Below are 14,561 nucleotides of genomic sequence, written 5' to 3'. Positions count from 1 at the left end.
CCCGGGTGACCTGCCGGTGATCACCTGCCCGCGCCCAGGGCGTCCCGGACGGCGGCCACGGCCGGCTTCGGCCTCAGCTCGGTGTCCCACATCAGCTCGTCCCCCGGGGCGAGCGGGTAGCTGTCGTGCGCGGCGGTGGAGCCGTAGCGGTCGCCCACGCCCCAGGTACCGAAGGAGGTGCAACCCGGCGTCTGCGCGCAGACCTCGGCGACCAGACCGAACTGGCCGGCCTGCGCCTGCCGGTCCTCGCCGTGCACGTCGATCTCGGAGATCCGCACCGCGAGCCCGAGTTCGGCGAGGTCCTTGAAGTGGTCGGCCAGCGTCTCCGGTTTCACATGGTCGCCGGACGCGTGGATGTGCGACTGGAAGCCGACCCCGTCCACCGGCACACCACGCTGCTTGAGCCGCTTCACCAGCGCGAGGAAGGCGTCCCAGCGGGCACCGTCCTCCTCCAGGCCGAACTCGTTGAGGTACAGCTTGGCATCCGGGTCGGCCGCGCGGGCGGCCCGGAACGCCTTGTCGATGTAGCGCTCGCCCATCGCCTGCTGCCAGACGTGCCGGCGCAGCCCGTCCCGGCCCGGACCGTAGTCCCCCTCCTCGACGGACATCGGCTCGTTGACCACGTCCCACTCGGCGACCTTCCCCTTGAAGTGGCCTGCCACCTCGGCGATGTGATCCAGCATCACCTTCTCGCGCCCACCCGCCGGCGTCTCGCGCATCCAGCGCGGCAGCGCCTCACCGAAGACCAGGGTGTGGGCGTGCACCTGCATGCCGTTGGCGGCGGCGAAGTCGACCAGGCTGTCGCCCTCGGTGAAGTCGTAGACGTCCTTCTGCGGGTGGACGAACTGCGGCTTCATGTCGTTCTCGGGCGTCAGCACGGAGAACTGCCCGGCCAGCAGCGACCGGTAGGCCTGGTCGGTCGCCAGCGGCGCGCTCGCGGCGGCAGCACCGACGCCCAGCGGGCGGGGCCGGCCCGCGCCCAGCGCGCGCAGCGAGTCCGCCTCGGGCCGCTGCTCGGCCGACGGGGCACCGTCCACCACGGCGACGGCCCCGCCCTCCAACGGCCGCACCCGCAGGGCGGCGAGCCGCCAGCCCTGGCCGCCGACAGCGGCGTCCGCCCCGAACCAGACCTGCGTCGAGCCGAACGCCCCGACGGCCGGCAGCTCACCGAGCACCCCGCCGCCGACCGCGAACCGAAGGGCGTCGCCGTGACGGCTCACGGTCAGCGTGACGTCGTCCGGCAGACCCGAGCCGAAGGTCCGGACGAACGCCGGGTCCGCCTTCGTCCCGTCGAAGACTGCCACCTCCAGCCGCCCGTCCACCACGCCGAGCCGCACGCTGCGCCGCTCCTGGCGCCACTCGTCGTAGACCACCGGAAGCTCGCCGTAGAGCTGGAGGTAGGCGCCGGCGTGCGAGGTGCCGCGCAGGTCTGCGGTCAGCTCGAAGTCGCCACTGGTCTCCAGGTGCGGGCCGCGCAGGTTGACCGGGGGGTTGGGCTGGCCGCCGGAGCCGTCCTGCCGGACGATCATCCGGCCGAGCGGGCGGATCCGGAGTCCGTCCGGCCCGGCGGTGGCGCCGGCGAAGTGCGACCAGTCGTGCCCGCCGCCCAGCAGGTCCGTACCGCCGACCGGGTCGGCCGGGGTGACGGCGCCCCCGGTGGGGGCAGTGACGGTCGGTGACGGGGCCGCGCCACCACCACCGGGCGCGTCGCAGGCTGCGATGACGAGGACACCGGCGAGAGCGAGGGAGGCGAGCGCGGCGGCCCTGCTCGGGACGGTGGCGGGTGCAGGTGCGGAAGGCACGGGTGGGCTCCTGTCAGGGGCTTCGGCGGGGTACACACCAACCCTAAGAACGGGGAAGGTGAGGTTCGGTCGGCCGGGAGGCGGAGATCGAGATGGTCCCTTGGTTGACACAGCGCCACCCGCGCCACCCTGGGGCGTCGCTCTCGGCGACTGCTCGGGCGGGTCGGAGCGGTCCTCGCGGGGCTCCCGCGAGGACCGTCCGCGCTCAGGAGGTGAGGCGGCCGAAGGTGAGGGCGGCGGCGACGAGCAGGACGGCGGCGGGCGCCCCGGCGATCAGACTGAGCACCGTCCGCCGCCTGTCGAGCAGCCCGGCGCGCAGCAGTGCCGCGTAGGTCAGTGCGCCGTAGAGCACCACTGCGGGCAGGGCGGTGATCACTCCGAGCGGGTAGCCGCTGCCGCTGAGCCCGAGATAGATGTGGTGGAGTCCGTGCAGGGTCCAGCCGCCCAGCAGGGCGGCGTAGGCGTCGAGCGCCCAACCGCCGGGACCGGTACGCCCGGTGTGTCCGGCCCGCAGGGCGCGGTCGGCGAACAGGGTGAGGGCCCAGACCACGGCGAACTCCGCCAGGATCGCGGTGAGGGACTGCGCGACGGTGAAACGTATGCCGCCTTGGTCCAGGCCGCCGTCGAGCACGATCGCGACGGCCTCCTCCCCGTCGTGCACCGCGAAGGAGAGCGGCAGCCCCCAGATCCACCACCGGGCGTCGACTCGTGCCCGTACCAGGTCCATCGTCATGTTCCCCTGCTCACACATCGGTTGAAGATTGGGTCATCGGCGTTGACTCAAATTAGCTCCCGGCTCCGATTCGGTCAACGGCGTTGATCAAGTCGGGTAGGCTTCGACCATGTCGACATCAGCCGAAACGCCCGACGCACCGCTCGCCTCCTCCAGAGCAGAGCGCCGCGAGCGCGGAGAGCAGGCGGTACTGTCCGCCGCCCGGGAACTCTTCCGCCGGGACGGCTACGACGCGACCACCGTGCGCGCCATCGCCACACGGGCGGGCGTCGACGCATCACTGGTGATGCGCTGGTTCACGTCCAAGGAGTCGCTGTTCACCCGCGCGGTCATCGAGCAGTTCCAACTGCGCGGCGCCCAGTGGCAGGACGAGGGCGGCACGGGCGGCGACACCGGCGAGGGACTCGGGGAGCGGATGCTGCTCGACTTCCTCCACGCCCTGGAGGACACCGGCGGCAGCGCGCTCCACGTCGTCCGCGCCATGCTCTCCCACGAACAGGCCTGGTCCACGCTGCGGGCCGCCTTCCTCGCCGACCCGGACGGCGACCCCATGGTGGTCGCGATCCCGGGCGAGGAAGCACAGCTGAAGGCCGCCCTGCTCGGCTCGATCGCCCTCGGCATCGGCATCGGCCGCCACGTCCTCCGCTTCCCGCCCCTGGAGGAAGCCTCCCCCGAGCACATCGCGGCCGTCATCGCCCCCGCCCTCCACGAACTCCTTGCCCCGCAACGACGGCCGGAGGGCGACACGCAGGGCTGAGCACCGCCTGCCACGGACCAGCCGATCCCGCGGCAGGCGGTCCCACGGCCCCATGGCCTTACGACCCCACGGCCTTACGGGTCTCCGACGATGACAGCGATTGCCATGCCCCCTTCGCCGCGCCGGCAACGGGACCGCCGGGCCCAGGCGCGGGGCCGCCGGGCCCGGCGGTCCCGCGCCCCCCCCGGCCGGTCATCGCCCTCGCGTCAACTCCCGCTCCACAACCTGCCGGAAGCCGTGCGGCGAGCGGCCGGTGAGGCGCCGCACGGTGTCGGTGGTGCGGTCCTCCGCTCCCCCGGCGATCGCGCGGTCCAGGCCCGCGAGGAGTTCGGCGAACCCGAGCGGCATCCCGGCGGCCAGGTGGTCCCGGAAGCCGTCGTAGGTCAGGTGGCGGTGCACCACGGGACGTCCGATGACCTCACCGACGATCGCGGCCGCATCGTCGTAACTCAGCGCCTCCGGCCCGGTCAGGACGAGATCGCCGTCCGGTGCGCGGTCGTCGGTGAGGGCGTGGACCGCCACGGCGGCGATGTCGTCGGCGTCGACGAATCCGACCCTCCCGCTCCCGGCCGCCGTGCGGATGACACCGTCCTCGCGGATGCTGCGAGCATGGAGGTGCCCACCCGTGAAGTTCTGCATGAACCACGAGGGCCGCAGCACCGCCCACTCGTCGAACAGGCCGGGCAGCGCCTGGTGCACCCGCCCCACCGCAGGGCCGCCCACCGGAACGGCCGACGAGCCGAGCAGCACGGCCCGGCGCACGCCCGCGGCGCGGGCCCTGCGGAGGAACGGCAGCATGACGGACGCCGGGTCCGGCTCGCCGACGGGCGGCACGAGGTAGACCCGGTCCGTTCCGGCGAGAGCGTCCCCGAAGGTGCCGGGCTCGTACCAGTCGAAGCGCACCGGATCCGTACCGGGCAGCGCGGTCGCGCGCCGGGACGCGGCCCTGACGCGGTGTCCGGCGGCGAGCATTCGCCTGACGGTCCGGCTGCCGGTGGTGCCGGTCGCCCCGGTGACGAGGGTGGTGGCGGTGGCGGTCATGAGGCGCTGCTCCCTGCGAAGTCCAGGCCCGACTGCTGCAGGACGAGCGGATTCCAGTAGTCGCGATAGACGGCGAACCGCCCTCCCCGGACGGTCACGACGGCGATGTACGTCATCTCGAAGGGGCCGCCGCCCTTCACGACGCGGCCCACGCCGCGCATCTCGGCGACGATCGTCGCGGCGTCCGCGGTCTCGTGGATCCGCAGGTCGGGGAAGCCATGCAGGTCGACGTGGTCCGGGTAGTCGCGCATGTAGTCCGCGACGGCGCCCTTCCCCTCCAGTCGCCGCGGCCGACCCGGTGGGGCGAAGGGGAACTCCATCACGCCGTCCTCGGCCCACAGGCCGACCCAGGCGTCGATGTCCTTGTCCAGCAGCAGGCGCAGGCTGTGGCGGTACAGCTCGGCCGGCCGGGTGTTCGCGAGCATGGTTTCCGTCCCTCGGTCGCGTACGATACGGACCTGCGGTCCGCTTCATTGAAAGATACGGACCGCTGGTCCGCTTTGCAACCGGCCCTTGCCACCCACCGGAGGACGACCATGCCCGAGCGCAAGCCCCGCAAGGACGCGGCCCGCAACCGGGCAGCCGCCCTCGCCGCCGCCGACACCCTCTTCACCGACTGCCGCAGCCCCGAGGACGTCACCATGGCCGACATCGCGGAAGCGGCCGGCGTCGGCAAGGGAACGCTCTTCCGCGCCTTCGGCGACCGCACCGGACTCATCCGGGCCCTCTACGGCACGCGCCTCGAACCCCTCACGACCGCCGTCGGATCCGGCCCACCCCCACTGGGCCCCGCCACCCCGCCCACCGAGCGCGTACCGGCCCTGCTCGACGCACTCCTGTGCTTCAAGCTCGACAACCGCCACCTCGCCCTGGCCCTGGAGGGCACGGGAGCCGACAGCCCGTACCACACGGACCACTACGAGCACTGGCACACCCTCCTCCGCGACCTGCTCCACGGACTCCCGGGCCTGGCCGACCCGGACTTCACCGCCCATGCCCTGCTCGCGGCGACCCGCGCAGACCTCGTCGAACACCTCGCGGGCGAGAAGCAGGTGCCCCGCGAGGAACTGCGGGCACAGTTGGAGGCCTTCACCGCCCGGTGCCTCGACGCCACCGCACGCCCGACACCTGCACCCGCACCCGAAGGCCCGCAGCACGCGGATCCCCGGCTCCCGGTCGAAGAAACGAGACGATGAGGCGTCCGGAGCCGGCTACCCGTCCCATTGCGCCGGGCCGGCCCGTTCATCGAACCATCCCGTCCTGGTCGGGCGTCGTTCGATCCGGGCCGGGCGAACGTGCGGAACTGCCTGCGACACTCGACGCATGACCACCTCCAACGACGCCGCTCGCACGGCCCTGCTCCGCCGCGGGTTCGCCCTGGAGTGCACGACCCTGGCCTGGAACGTGGCAGGCTTCGTCGTACTCGCGGTGGCCGCGATCTCCGCCCGTTCCGTGGCACTGGCCGGCTTCGGCCTCGACTCCCTGATCGAGATCGGCGCCTCGGCGGTGGTGGTCTGGGAACTGAGTGGTACCGGCGAGGCGCGGCAGCGACGGGCGCTGCGCCTGATCGGCGGCGGCTTCACGCTCCTGGCCCTCTACCTGCTGGTGCAGTCCACCTTCGTGCTGGCCACCGGCTTCCGCCCCCACCACTCGTCACTGGGCATCGGGTGGACCGCGGTGACGGCAGCCGTGATGTTCGCCCTGGCCGCCGGCAAGGCCCGAACCGGCGCCGCGCTGGACAACCAGGTGCTGAAGACCGAGAGCCGGGTGACCCTGATCGACGGCCTCCTCGCTGTCGCGGTCCTCGCGGGCCTCCTGCTGAACACCACGCTCGGCTGGTGGTGGGCCGACCCGCTGGCCGGTTACGTACTCGCCTACTACGCGCTCCGCGAGGCGAAGGAGATCTTCTCCGGCGAGCACTGAGTCGCACCGCCGTCATCGTTGCGGTTTGCGTTGTGTCCGGCGGCTGCTTCGCTTCCCTGCGGCAGGAGTTGGTTCGTGACCCACGTTCGAGTCGGGTACCCGGTTGCCGTGCCGGTGCGAGCGGGGTCGGCTTCAGCAGCCCCGGGATCCGCAGTACGTCGTGAGGCCCGTTCTGCGAAGCCCGCCAGCACACGGCCGCCGAGCATCCGGACCCGCCCGAACGGTGACGACACCCTCTGAAGCCCCGTCGGCGGTTTCGCCGCGGTGCTGACCGCAGCCCTGTTCACCTGGTGGTCGCAACACCTGCCACTCGGCGGACGGGTTGGCTGGAGAGCCCTGCTGCCCGGTGCGGTAGCCAACACGGTCGGGCTGCTCGGCCTGAGACTCTTCTCCCGGCTCGTGCCTCACCGCTGATCGCCACCAGCACCCTCGCCTACGGCCCCGTCGAAGCCGTCCTCGTCGTCCAGTCCTGGCTCGTCGGCGTCGGCGCCATCGTGTACGGCGGCGCACTGGCCGGCCGGCTGCTCCACGAAGAACTCCCGCGCGCGACAGCCGCGCTGAGACGACGAAGGTGAGCGGCGGCCTGCCGGAGCTCGTCGAGGCCCACTGAGTCCTCCCCGCACCCGCGGGGGTCAGTGGCTGTTGTCTTTCCGGGTTTGAGGGCTGCGTTTCCGCTGTTCAGGCATGGGGTCGGCGGTCTCGGGGAGTGGTGACGTGTCGTGGCGTCGCTCTGGTGGAGGTCGGGGATGCCGTCAGTTACCTCGACGCAGGTGACAGTGCCGCGTTCTCGTCCGTGAAATTACGCACCTCGGCGTGTCGCCGAGGTCCTGCTGCCGACGTGCCGCGCTGTCGTCGGCAGCGGAAATGCTTCGCTGCGGTGGGGCCTGGTCGGGCACTATCGGCGGATGGGCATGTTGGATGCAGTCGCAGGCAGAGTCACTGGTGGGGCAACCGTGGAGTTCCGACCGAGTGGCTCCTCGATGGTTCCGTTGATACGTAGTCGGCAACAGGTGGTCGTCGCGCCGGTTGACCCGTCGAAGCTGGAAGTTGGAGACATCGTTCTCGCCCGGGTCACCGGGACCGTGTACTTGCACTTGGTGTCAGCGGTGGACCAGGCCCGGAAGCGGGTTCAGATCAGCAACAATCGCGGACGCGTCAACGGCTGGACCAGTCATGACCGTGTTTTCGGAATTTGTCTGGCGATCGAGGGTGTAGCGAGGGCCGGGGCGGACGGCAAGACGCTCGGGGTCACTTCTCCCGCAGGAACGGGGCAGCAGTCCCGCTCAAACGACAAGAATTGACGGTGCCTCCTATATCCAGCTGTCAACACGGGCCGATGACAGTCGTGGATGTTCTGCCCCTTGTGCTGACTCCGGTGCCTCGGACGTCGGCGACGCGGCGTTCGCCGAGCGCCAGTGCCAACGCCTCCCTGAGCTCGCGGTTCTCCGCTTCCAATCGCTGGTTTCGCGCGGTGGCGGCTTCCAGACGGCGAAGAATGGAGGCGTCGGATGCCCGTTGCCGGTCAGGGACCTGCCGGGCCGCGGGGACCGTGCGGTGCCGGGCTCGGAGGCGCTCGATCTCGGATCTGATGTCCGGCTGGTTGTAGAGCCAGGACCGGGAGACCTTGGCCTCGCGGGCGACAGTCTCGAAGGTGATCGCAGCACCCGCGGCGTCCATGCGCCGTAGTGCCCTGGTGGCGTGTTGCCGGGTTGCTGCTGCTCGGCGTGCTGCGGCGGCGGTGATCAGGTGGGTGTTGTCAGCTCGCATCGGCGCTCTCCTCGCCCGTGCCCGAGTCCTCCTGCATCTGGTCGATCATGCGAGTGAGGTTGTCGGCGACCTGCCGGTTCATCTCCGCGACGCGGGTGTGTCCGCAGCTGGTGGCATTGTCGATCAGCGTCAGGGTCCTGGTGCGCTGGTCACGGAGTTCGGGCAGGAACTCGGGGCCGGTGACGAAGACCGGGCAGGTCAGGCAGGCATTGGCGTGTGGGCAGGTCTTCTGGACGGGCAGTCCGCAGTGGCCGTTGGGCAGCGTCCGGGTCGCGATGCCGTAGCGGGTCTTGGCCCACTGGGCCTGGCCGAGCAGCCCGTCGGTGTCCAGTGCGGCGCGTTCGCCCTTGATGTTGACCTTCATCGCCTCCTCCCAGCGCCGACGCACCGTCTGGTCGGTGATCCGCGCGTAGTGGGCCGTCATCCGGGACGACTCGTAGTCGAGCAGGACCCGGACCACTTCCTGCGGGACGTCGCCGTTCGTCTTCTCCGAGGTGAGCCGGTGTCTCTCCGCCCGCGTTCTGGCGAGCTTGTTCCTTCCGCGACCGCGCGGGTGGCGCGGGCGAGTAACCCCCGTGGAACCACAGCGATGTGGGTGCGGGACCGGCTGGACGGGCTGTCGCGCGACGAGGACTTCGACGCCTGGTGCCCGCGCGACGGACGGCCGGACTGTCACCGGCCCAACTCGCCACGGTGAGCGTGCTGCAGTTCCTGCTCAACCTGCGCGCGACGACGTTGGATCACGAGACGCCGGTCGCAGACGAGGGTGCGGACGTCTGGTGGAACTTCATCCCCGCCTGCAAACCCTGCAACGGCTGGAAGGGAAAGCGCACGGCGAAGCGGTGGTTCACCGACCAGAAGCTCCACCGCGAGCGGCCGGAGGTCAGCTTCGACACCCGCATGATGCCGACGCGGATGGCTCTCGGATTCGAGGCCCGAGTGGAGAAAGTCAGGCGCGAGTTGCGGAACACCGACCGCCGCGACTGGTTCCGGCACCATTTCGGAACGGCACGGCACCGTAACAAGGAGGAGATGTGGGAGTGGTTCGCGGAGTGCGAGGCGATGCTGGCCCGGTATCCGTTCAAACCGTGGACCACGCCGAACGTCGGATCAGAATCTGCCGACCAGTGCCATCGCCGCATGTGCTGCGGCTGGCGGCACCCCGATGCCACCGCCATCGGGGCGGTGATCCTCCCTCAGGAACAGCGTGGCTCCTTCACACGCGCCGCCTTCGCCGCCGGCCTGTCCGAGGGAGATCTTGTCGCGACGCTCATCCGTGAGCACCTGCGGCGCGCGGGAATCCCCGAACAGCGCCGACAGTAGATTCGCGCATACGGTGCGCCGGGCGGCCCGGCGCACCGTCGCGCGGGCGCGGTCACGCCGTCGGGGCGGCGTCCCAGGCGCCGTATCCGCCGATGAGGTCGTAGACGCGCTGGTGGCCCTGGTGGCGCAGCATGCTGGCGGCGATCGAGGAGCGGCAGCCGCCGGGACAGTGCAGGACGACGGGGCGGTCGGTGGGCAGTTCGCCGTGGCGGGCCGGGAGTTCGGCGAGCGGAAGGTGGAGCGAGCCGGGGATGGCACCGACCTCGCGTTCGCCGGCGCCGCGGACGTCGACGACCAGCGGGGGCTGCTGGCCGGCGAGTTCCTCGCGCAGGGTGTGGACGGTGAGCCGGGCGCCCTGGCGCATCAGCTCGGGGTGGGCGAGGAAGACCTCCTCCGGGTCGGCGAGGTGGCCGGCCACCTTGTCGAAGCCGATCCGGGCCAGGCGGGTGACGAGTTCCGCGCCGCGCTCCTCCGGGGCGATGACCAGCAGTTCGCGCTCCGGCGCGAGCACGGTGCCGGACTGCTCGGCGAAACGCCCATCAGCGGGGACGTTGAGCGACTGCGCGAGGTGTCCGGCGGCGAAGGCGGCCGGGTCGCGGCCGTCGACCACCAGGGTGCACTCGGCGCGAAGGCGCAGGAACTCGGTGCCGGTCAGGGCGCGGACGGCGGCCGGGTCGAGCGCGCATACCGCCGTACTTCTTGATGCGGTCCGCCTTGCGCTGGCTCTGCGGGGAGTTCTTCCGCGCGTGGTAGACCTCGGCGAGGCGGGCCTTGGCCTTCTCCTGGTTGCCGAAGCCGGACTCCTCCGTCTGCCGTCCCGCCCCATTGCGGTACCTGATCTTGCACTCGTGCGGGCACTTGCTCCAGCGGGACTCCGGATGCTCGCACTCCTTGAAGAAGCTGCCCATGCCGCAGGTGAGGCCTGCGGTCGCCATCTGACTGGTACCTCCGGGAATCTTGCTGACCTTTTGCTGACCCCGGATGGTCGATCATGCCCCTGAGCTGGGCGGAAACGTCAGACTCGTGATAGCTGGGCGAAGTGCACGGGGAACCTCCTGGGCGGCGTCGGGCGCCTCGGCGTGATCTCAATACCCCCACTGGTATATGTGCCAGCATACGACCCCGCGGTCGATACGGGGCGGGGTATCACCGAACGAGGTCGATAATACCCCCAGGGGTACTATGGTGGACATTGCGCGGGGCCGCCCGTCGCCGTCGGAGACGGGCGGAACCGAGGAGGCGCCCACGCCCCTGGGGCGCCCGCCCGGCGCGCCGCCCCGCGGCGGCCCGACCGACGCCGTCCGGCCCGCACCAGACCAGACCACCGGAGAACCGCATGCCCCCGCTGCCGCCCGACCCCGGGCAGACCACCCCTGCCCAGGCCCACCGGCTCGCCCGCGCCGGCACAGCCGTCCTGCTCGACGTCCGGGAACGCGGCGAGTTCACGGCCGGCCACGCCCCCGGCGCCCTCCACCTGCCGCTGATCGCCCTGGCCGCCCGCGAACCGCTGCCGCCCGAGGCGGGCGGACGGCTCGTCCTGGCGATCTGTCACTCGGGCAACCGTTCCGCGCGGGCGGCGCAGCTGCTCGCCGAACGCGGCGTCGAGGTGCTGAACGTCGTCGGCGGCATGACCGCCTGGGAGCGGGCCGGACTGCCGGTCACCACGCCGGGCGGCGGCAGCGGCGGCGACGGCACCGGCGGCAGCGGCGGCAGCGGCGGCGACGGGAACTCCAGGGGCGCCGGGGACGCCGGGGACGCGATATGACCGCGCTGCTCCTGGCGCTGGCCGCCGGGGCCGTGGTCGGCCTCGCCCTCGGCGGCCTCGGCGGGGGCGGCAGCATGCTCGCCGTCCCCGCGCTGGTCTACCTGCTCGGCTTCAGCCCGGCCCTGGCCACCGCCGCCGCCCTGGTGATCGTCGCCGCGACCTCGCCGACCGGCCTGCTCGCGCACGCCCGGGCGGGCCGGGTCCGCTGGCGCGCCGGCGCGCTGTTCGCCGCCGCCGGGCTGCCCGCCGCCACGGCCGCCGGGGTGCTCTCGGCGCACCTGCCCGGGGCGCTGCTGACCGGCGCGTTCGCGGTGCTGGCCGGGCTGGCCGCCTGGCGGATGCTGGTGCCGCCGAAGGCCGCCCCGCAGGAACGTTCCGCCGCCGGGTGGGGCCGCTCGACGGCGACCGGCGCCGGGCTCGGCGCGGTCACCGGGCTGCTGGGTGTCGGGGGCGGGTTCCTCGCCGTCCCCGCGCTGGTCTCGGTGCTCGCCTTCACCATGGCCGAGGCGGTGGGCACCAGCCTGCTGGTGATCACCGCCAACGCGCTGGCCGCGCTGCTGCCCCGCCTCGGCGCGACCGGCGCCATCGACTGGGCCGTGGCCGCACCCTTCACCGGGGCCGCGATCCTCGGCGCCTGGGACGGAAAGCGGCTCGCCGACCGGCTCAGCGGGCGCACCCTCCAGCGGGCCTTCGCGTTCGCCCTGCTCGGCGTGGCCGCGCTGATGCTGGTCACCGCCCTGCGCTGACGCCGGTCGCCGCGCTGCGCTGATGCCGGCCACCGCCCCGCACCGACGCCGGGCGGGCCCCGGCTCCCGGCGCGCGAACCGGAGGACGAGTCCGGAGGGCGGCAGCCGACCGTGCGCCGACCGTTGACGCGACTCGGATAGTCATGTGACATTGCACATGTCACCCAGCGCCGCTCCGGCGATTTGAACGTTCAAACCCCTGCCCGCGCACGCCGCCCCGCCCCCTGACGCACCGCCACCCGTCCGACAGGAGAGCCCCGATGCCCCCCACCCGCGCCCCGCGCCGCCGACCGGTCCGCGCCCTGCCCTCGGGCTTGGCCGTCCTGGCCGTCCTCGCCGTCCAAGCCGTCGGCGCGGGACCGGCCCGAGCCGACGGCCCGGCCCCGCTGGTCGACGGCGGCGGCTACGTCCTCGGCTCCGTCCTGGACAGCGGCTGCCTCGGCCCGCAGTACGCGCAGCCGGCGGCCGGCACGCCCGTCGTCGGCGCGGCCTGCCAGGGACTGCTCAGCCAGCGCTGGCAACTGCACCGCACCACCGACGGCTACCGGCTGGTCAACGCCGCGAGCGGACGCTGCCTGACCCTCGACGGCACCGGGCGGCACCCCGGCACGGCCGACTGCGGCACCGACCCCGCCGCCGAGACCTTCGCCATCTCCCCGGCACCGGGCGGGAGTCACACCCTGACCGCACACGGCGCCTGCCTCACCACGGCGGCCGACCGCGAGCAAGACGGCGCCGCCGACCACGAGCAGAGCAGCGCAGCCGACCGCCGCCGTTGCGACGCCCGGCCCGCCCACCGCTGGACCCTCACCCGCAGCGAACCGCTCACCCTCACCGACCCCGGCTTCGAACAGGGCACGGACGGCTGGACGTTCACCGAGCACACCGGCGTCGCCACCAACAACCCGCACGGCGGCACCCGCCTCGCCTACCTGGACGCCGGCTCCGGCCACCGGATCGCCCAGCAGGTCACCGCCGTCACCGCCGGCAGCTACGACCTGTCCGCCTGGATCGCCACCGGCGGCGCCGGCGGCACCTTCTCCGTCAGCGTCAACGGCACCGTGGTCCGCTCGCTGACCCTGCCCGAGCAGCCCGTCTACGCGAAGTACACCCTGCCCCGGGTGCACGTCGCGGCCGGCGACCGGCTCACCCTCGGCATCGGCTCCTCCCCCACCGGCTGGGTCAACGCGGACGACGCCTCCGTCGCCCCGTCCGCCCCCGGCGACCCGAGGATCAGCTCCTCGGACCCGGAGGTCGTCGCCCTGTTCGACTGGGCCAAGACCAAGGCCAACAGCTGGGTGCAGCAGGCCGGCACCACCGGCGTGCTCAACCAGGACGAGAACAACCCCGGCGGCACCGGCACCACCACCTACGACACCACCTACTGGGCCGGCTACCCGTTCCGCTCCGACTTCTACAGCCGCGACTTCGCCCACCAGCTGGTCGGCGCCCACCTGCTCGGCCTGGACGCCGAGAACAAGACCATGCTGCGCGGCTTCGCCGGCTCCGCCACCGAGACCAACAAGCTCTACCCGGTCTGGGCGCTCAACTTCGACGCCAGGACGTACGGCAGCATCGACTACCGGAGCCCCGACCGCTTCGTGCGCGAGCTGCCCGCGCCGTTCGAGCTGGTCGAGAAGGCCGGCGAGGCCTACCGGTGGACGGGGGACCGCGACTACGCCGACGACCCCGCGCTGAGCGGCTACGTCCGCAACACCCTCGGCCCCTTCATCGCCCAGCACCCCGGCCCGGTCGACAACGGCGGCCTCCCCATCCCGCAGGCCACCAGCCGCAGCATCTTCGCCGGCACCGCGAGCTACGCCGAGAACGCCACCAGCACCTACGCCGAGGCCGGCGACGCGATCGGCGCCCAGTACCAGGCGTACCTCGCCGCCGAGACCCTGGCCACCGCCAAGGGCGACACCGCCGCCGCCACCGGCTACCGGCAGGCCGCCACCGCGCTGCGCGACTACGTCAACACCACCTGGAGCGTGGACCGGCAGCAGCCCGGCGAGGTCGTGCACGGCTACGACACCACCGGCAAGCCGGTGACCGGCTGGGGCTACGAGTCCAGCGTGCTGATGCCGGTCAAGCAGTTGCTCGACCCCGGCCCGCGCCGGGACGCCCTCCTCGCCGCCATCGACGCCGCCGACTCCGGCCCGCAGCGCTCGACCAACCTGGAGGCCTACACCTACCTGCCGGACGCCTTCTTCGCCAACCACGACGGCGACACCGCCTGGAAGTGGATGCGGCAGATCTACCAGGGCGTCGACCAGCTCCACGCGAGCGGCCGGATGCTCAACGGCGACTACCCCGAGGTCCCGTTCACCCTGCTCGGCCAGACCGTGCAGGGCCTGCTCGGCGTCGAGCCCGACGCCGCCGCGCACACCCTCGTGACCGCCTCCCGGCTGCCCGCCTCGATGGGCTGGCTGGAGGTCGCCGACATCCCGGTCGGCGCCGGCTCGGTCACCGTCCGGCACGACGGCCACCGCAGCAGCACCGTCACCAACACCGGCGGCGCGCCGCTCACCTGGGAGGCCCGCTTCACCGGCCCGCACGGCGGGATCACCGTCGACGGCAAGGCCCGGCCCACCCGGACCAGGACCGTCGACGGCGTGACCTACACCTACGCCACCGTCACCCTCGCCCCCGGGCACACCGCGAGCGCCGCCGTCACCGACTGACCCCCACACCGCAGTACCGC

The 14,561-nt window shown here is 72.5% G+C and carries 14 protein-coding genes and 1 pseudogene; 8 read left to right on the top strand and 7 right to left on the bottom strand.

Annotated features, from left to right (window positions below):
* Positions 1 to 20: 20 nt before the first annotated feature.
* Entirely contained in the window at positions 21 to 1,802 is a 1,782-nt protein-coding gene (locus ACIO9K_RS33495) for an endo-1,4-beta-xylanase (protein ID WP_400335446.1), read from the bottom strand.
* 205 nt (positions 1,803 to 2,007) lie between these two features.
* Positions 2,008 to 2,535: an HXXEE domain-containing protein gene (locus tag ACIO9K_RS33490; RefSeq protein ID WP_400335444.1), complete on the bottom strand. Its 528-nt coding sequence runs from the start codon at positions 2,533 to 2,535 to the stop codon at positions 2,008 to 2,010.
* A gap of 109 nt (positions 2,536 to 2,644) precedes the next feature.
* On the opposite strand from ACIO9K_RS33490, the gene ACIO9K_RS33485 reads away from it, so the two are divergent.
* Complete coding sequence (locus ACIO9K_RS33485; protein WP_400335442.1) at positions 2,645 to 3,292, top strand: TetR family transcriptional regulator; 648 nt, start codon at positions 2,645 to 2,647, stop codon at positions 3,290 to 3,292.
* A gap of 192 nt (positions 3,293 to 3,484) precedes the next feature.
* Here ACIO9K_RS33485 and ACIO9K_RS33480 read toward each other — a convergent pair whose 3' ends face one another.
* Together ACIO9K_RS33480 and ACIO9K_RS33475 are read right to left on the bottom strand one after the other, a co-directional pair.
* Positions 3,485 to 4,333 (bottom strand): NAD(P)H-binding protein, encoded by an 849-nt coding sequence (locus tag ACIO9K_RS33480; protein ID WP_400335440.1) that lies wholly within the window; start codon positions 4,331 to 4,333, stop codon positions 3,485 to 3,487.
* Entirely contained in the window at positions 4,330 to 4,758 is a 429-nt protein-coding gene (locus ACIO9K_RS33475) for a nuclear transport factor 2 family protein (RefSeq protein ID WP_400335438.1), read from the bottom strand. The genes ACIO9K_RS33480 and ACIO9K_RS33475 overlap by 4 nt, the downstream gene beginning before the upstream one ends.
* A gap of 111 nt (positions 4,759 to 4,869) precedes the next feature.
* Between ACIO9K_RS33475 and ACIO9K_RS33470 the strand changes: the two genes are divergently transcribed.
* The 3 genes and pseudogenes from ACIO9K_RS33470 to ACIO9K_RS33460 form a co-directional block, all read left to right on the top strand.
* Positions 4,870 to 5,529 carry a TetR/AcrR family transcriptional regulator gene (locus ACIO9K_RS33470; RefSeq protein WP_400335436.1) on the top strand — a complete coding sequence of 220 codons (660 nt, stop codon included), beginning with the start codon at positions 4,870 to 4,872 and terminating at the stop codon, positions 5,527 to 5,529.
* Between the two features lie 127 nt (positions 5,530 to 5,656).
* Positions 5,657 to 6,256: a cation transporter gene (locus ACIO9K_RS33465; protein WP_400335434.1), complete on the top strand. Its 600-nt coding sequence runs from the start codon at positions 5,657 to 5,659 to the stop codon at positions 6,254 to 6,256.
* 258 nt (positions 6,257 to 6,514) lie between these two features.
* Positions 6,515 to 6,831 (top strand): annotated as a pseudogene (locus ACIO9K_RS33460) (ribonuclease BN); the annotation flags it as partial.
* Between the two features lie 748 nt (positions 6,832 to 7,579).
* On the opposite strand, the gene ACIO9K_RS33455 reads toward ACIO9K_RS33460, so the two are convergent.
* Together ACIO9K_RS33455 and ACIO9K_RS33450 are read right to left on the bottom strand one after the other, a co-directional pair.
* On the bottom strand, positions 7,580 to 8,023 hold the full coding sequence (locus ACIO9K_RS33455; RefSeq protein WP_400335432.1) for a DUF6262 family protein: 444 nt from the start codon (positions 8,021 to 8,023) through the stop codon (positions 7,580 to 7,582).
* A complete protein-coding gene (locus ACIO9K_RS33450) occupies positions 8,013 to 8,483 on the bottom strand; it encodes a hypothetical protein (protein WP_400335430.1) in 471 nt (156 codons plus the stop codon). Before ACIO9K_RS33450 ends, ACIO9K_RS33455 begins: the two co-directional genes overlap by 11 nt.
* Before the next feature lie 233 nt (positions 8,484 to 8,716).
* On the opposite strand from ACIO9K_RS33450, the gene ACIO9K_RS33445 reads away from it, so the two are divergent.
* On the top strand, positions 8,717 to 9,346 hold the full coding sequence (locus tag ACIO9K_RS33445) for an HNH endonuclease signature motif containing protein (protein ID WP_363622909.1): 630 nt from the start codon (positions 8,717 to 8,719) through the stop codon (positions 9,344 to 9,346).
* A gap of 52 nt (positions 9,347 to 9,398) precedes the next feature.
* Here ACIO9K_RS33445 and ACIO9K_RS33440 read toward each other — a convergent pair whose 3' ends face one another.
* On the bottom strand, positions 9,399 to 9,956 hold the full coding sequence (locus ACIO9K_RS33440) for a rhodanese-like domain-containing protein (protein ID WP_400335428.1): 558 nt from the start codon (positions 9,954 to 9,956) through the stop codon (positions 9,399 to 9,401).
* A gap of 726 nt (positions 9,957 to 10,682) precedes the next feature.
* On the opposite strand from ACIO9K_RS33440, the gene ACIO9K_RS33435 reads away from it, so the two are divergent.
* The 3 genes from ACIO9K_RS33435 (at position 10,683) to ACIO9K_RS33425 (ending at position 14,541) form a co-directional block, all read left to right on the top strand.
* Positions 10,683 to 11,111: a rhodanese-like domain-containing protein gene (locus ACIO9K_RS33435; protein ID WP_400335426.1), complete on the top strand. Its 429-nt coding sequence runs from the start codon at positions 10,683 to 10,685 to the stop codon at positions 11,109 to 11,111.
* The gene (locus ACIO9K_RS33430; protein ID WP_400335424.1) at positions 11,108 to 11,857 is read left to right on the top strand and encodes a sulfite exporter TauE/SafE family protein; all 750 of its coding nucleotides are present in this window, start codon (positions 11,108 to 11,110) and stop codon (positions 11,855 to 11,857) included. The genes ACIO9K_RS33435 and ACIO9K_RS33430 overlap by 4 nt, the downstream gene beginning before the upstream one ends.
* Before the next feature lie 260 nt (positions 11,858 to 12,117).
* Positions 12,118 to 14,541 (top strand): RICIN domain-containing protein, encoded by a 2,424-nt coding sequence (locus ACIO9K_RS33425; RefSeq protein WP_400335422.1) that lies wholly within the window; start codon positions 12,118 to 12,120, stop codon positions 14,539 to 14,541.
* Positions 14,542 to 14,561: the final 20 nt, after the last annotated feature.

Origin of the sequence: Kitasatospora sp. NPDC087271 (assembly GCF_044744605.1) — a bacterium.
Taxonomy (GTDB): Bacteria; Actinomycetota; Actinomycetes; order Streptomycetales; family Streptomycetaceae; genus Kitasatospora.
This window is presented reverse-complemented; position numbering and strand designations above follow the sequence as displayed.

Bases quoted from the DNA above. Each gene is read 5' to 3' on its own strand.
- ACIO9K_RS33475 (WP_400335438.1), bottom strand. From the start codon at position 4,758: ATGCTCGCGAACACCCGGCCGGCCGAGCTGTACCGCCACAGCCTGCGC.
- ACIO9K_RS33465 (WP_400335434.1), top strand. From the start codon at position 5,657: ATGACCACCTCCAACGACGCCGCTCGCACGGCCCTGCTCCGCCGCGGG.
- ACIO9K_RS33470 (WP_400335436.1), top strand. From the start codon at position 4,870: ATGCCCGAGCGCAAGCCCCGCAAGGACGCGGCCCGCAACCGGGCAGCC.
- ACIO9K_RS33480 (WP_400335440.1), bottom strand. From the start codon at position 4,333: ATGACCGCCACCGCCACCACCCTCGTCACCGGGGCGACCGGCACCACC.
- ACIO9K_RS33485 (WP_400335442.1), top strand. From the start codon at position 2,645: ATGTCGACATCAGCCGAAACGCCCGACGCACCGCTCGCCTCCTCCAGA.
- ACIO9K_RS33455 (WP_400335432.1), bottom strand. From the start codon at position 8,023: ATGCGAGCTGACAACACCCACCTGATCACCGCCGCCGCAGCACGCCGA.
- ACIO9K_RS33490 (WP_400335444.1), bottom strand. From the start codon at position 2,535: ATGACGATGGACCTGGTACGGGCACGAGTCGACGCCCGGTGGTGGATC.
- ACIO9K_RS33430 (WP_400335424.1), top strand. From the start codon at position 11,108: ATGACCGCGCTGCTCCTGGCGCTGGCCGCCGGGGCCGTGGTCGGCCTC.
- ACIO9K_RS33425 (WP_400335422.1), top strand. From the start codon at position 12,118: ATGCCCCCCACCCGCGCCCCGCGCCGCCGACCGGTCCGCGCCCTGCCC.
- ACIO9K_RS33435 (WP_400335426.1), top strand. From the start codon at position 10,683: ATGCCCCCGCTGCCGCCCGACCCCGGGCAGACCACCCCTGCCCAGGCC.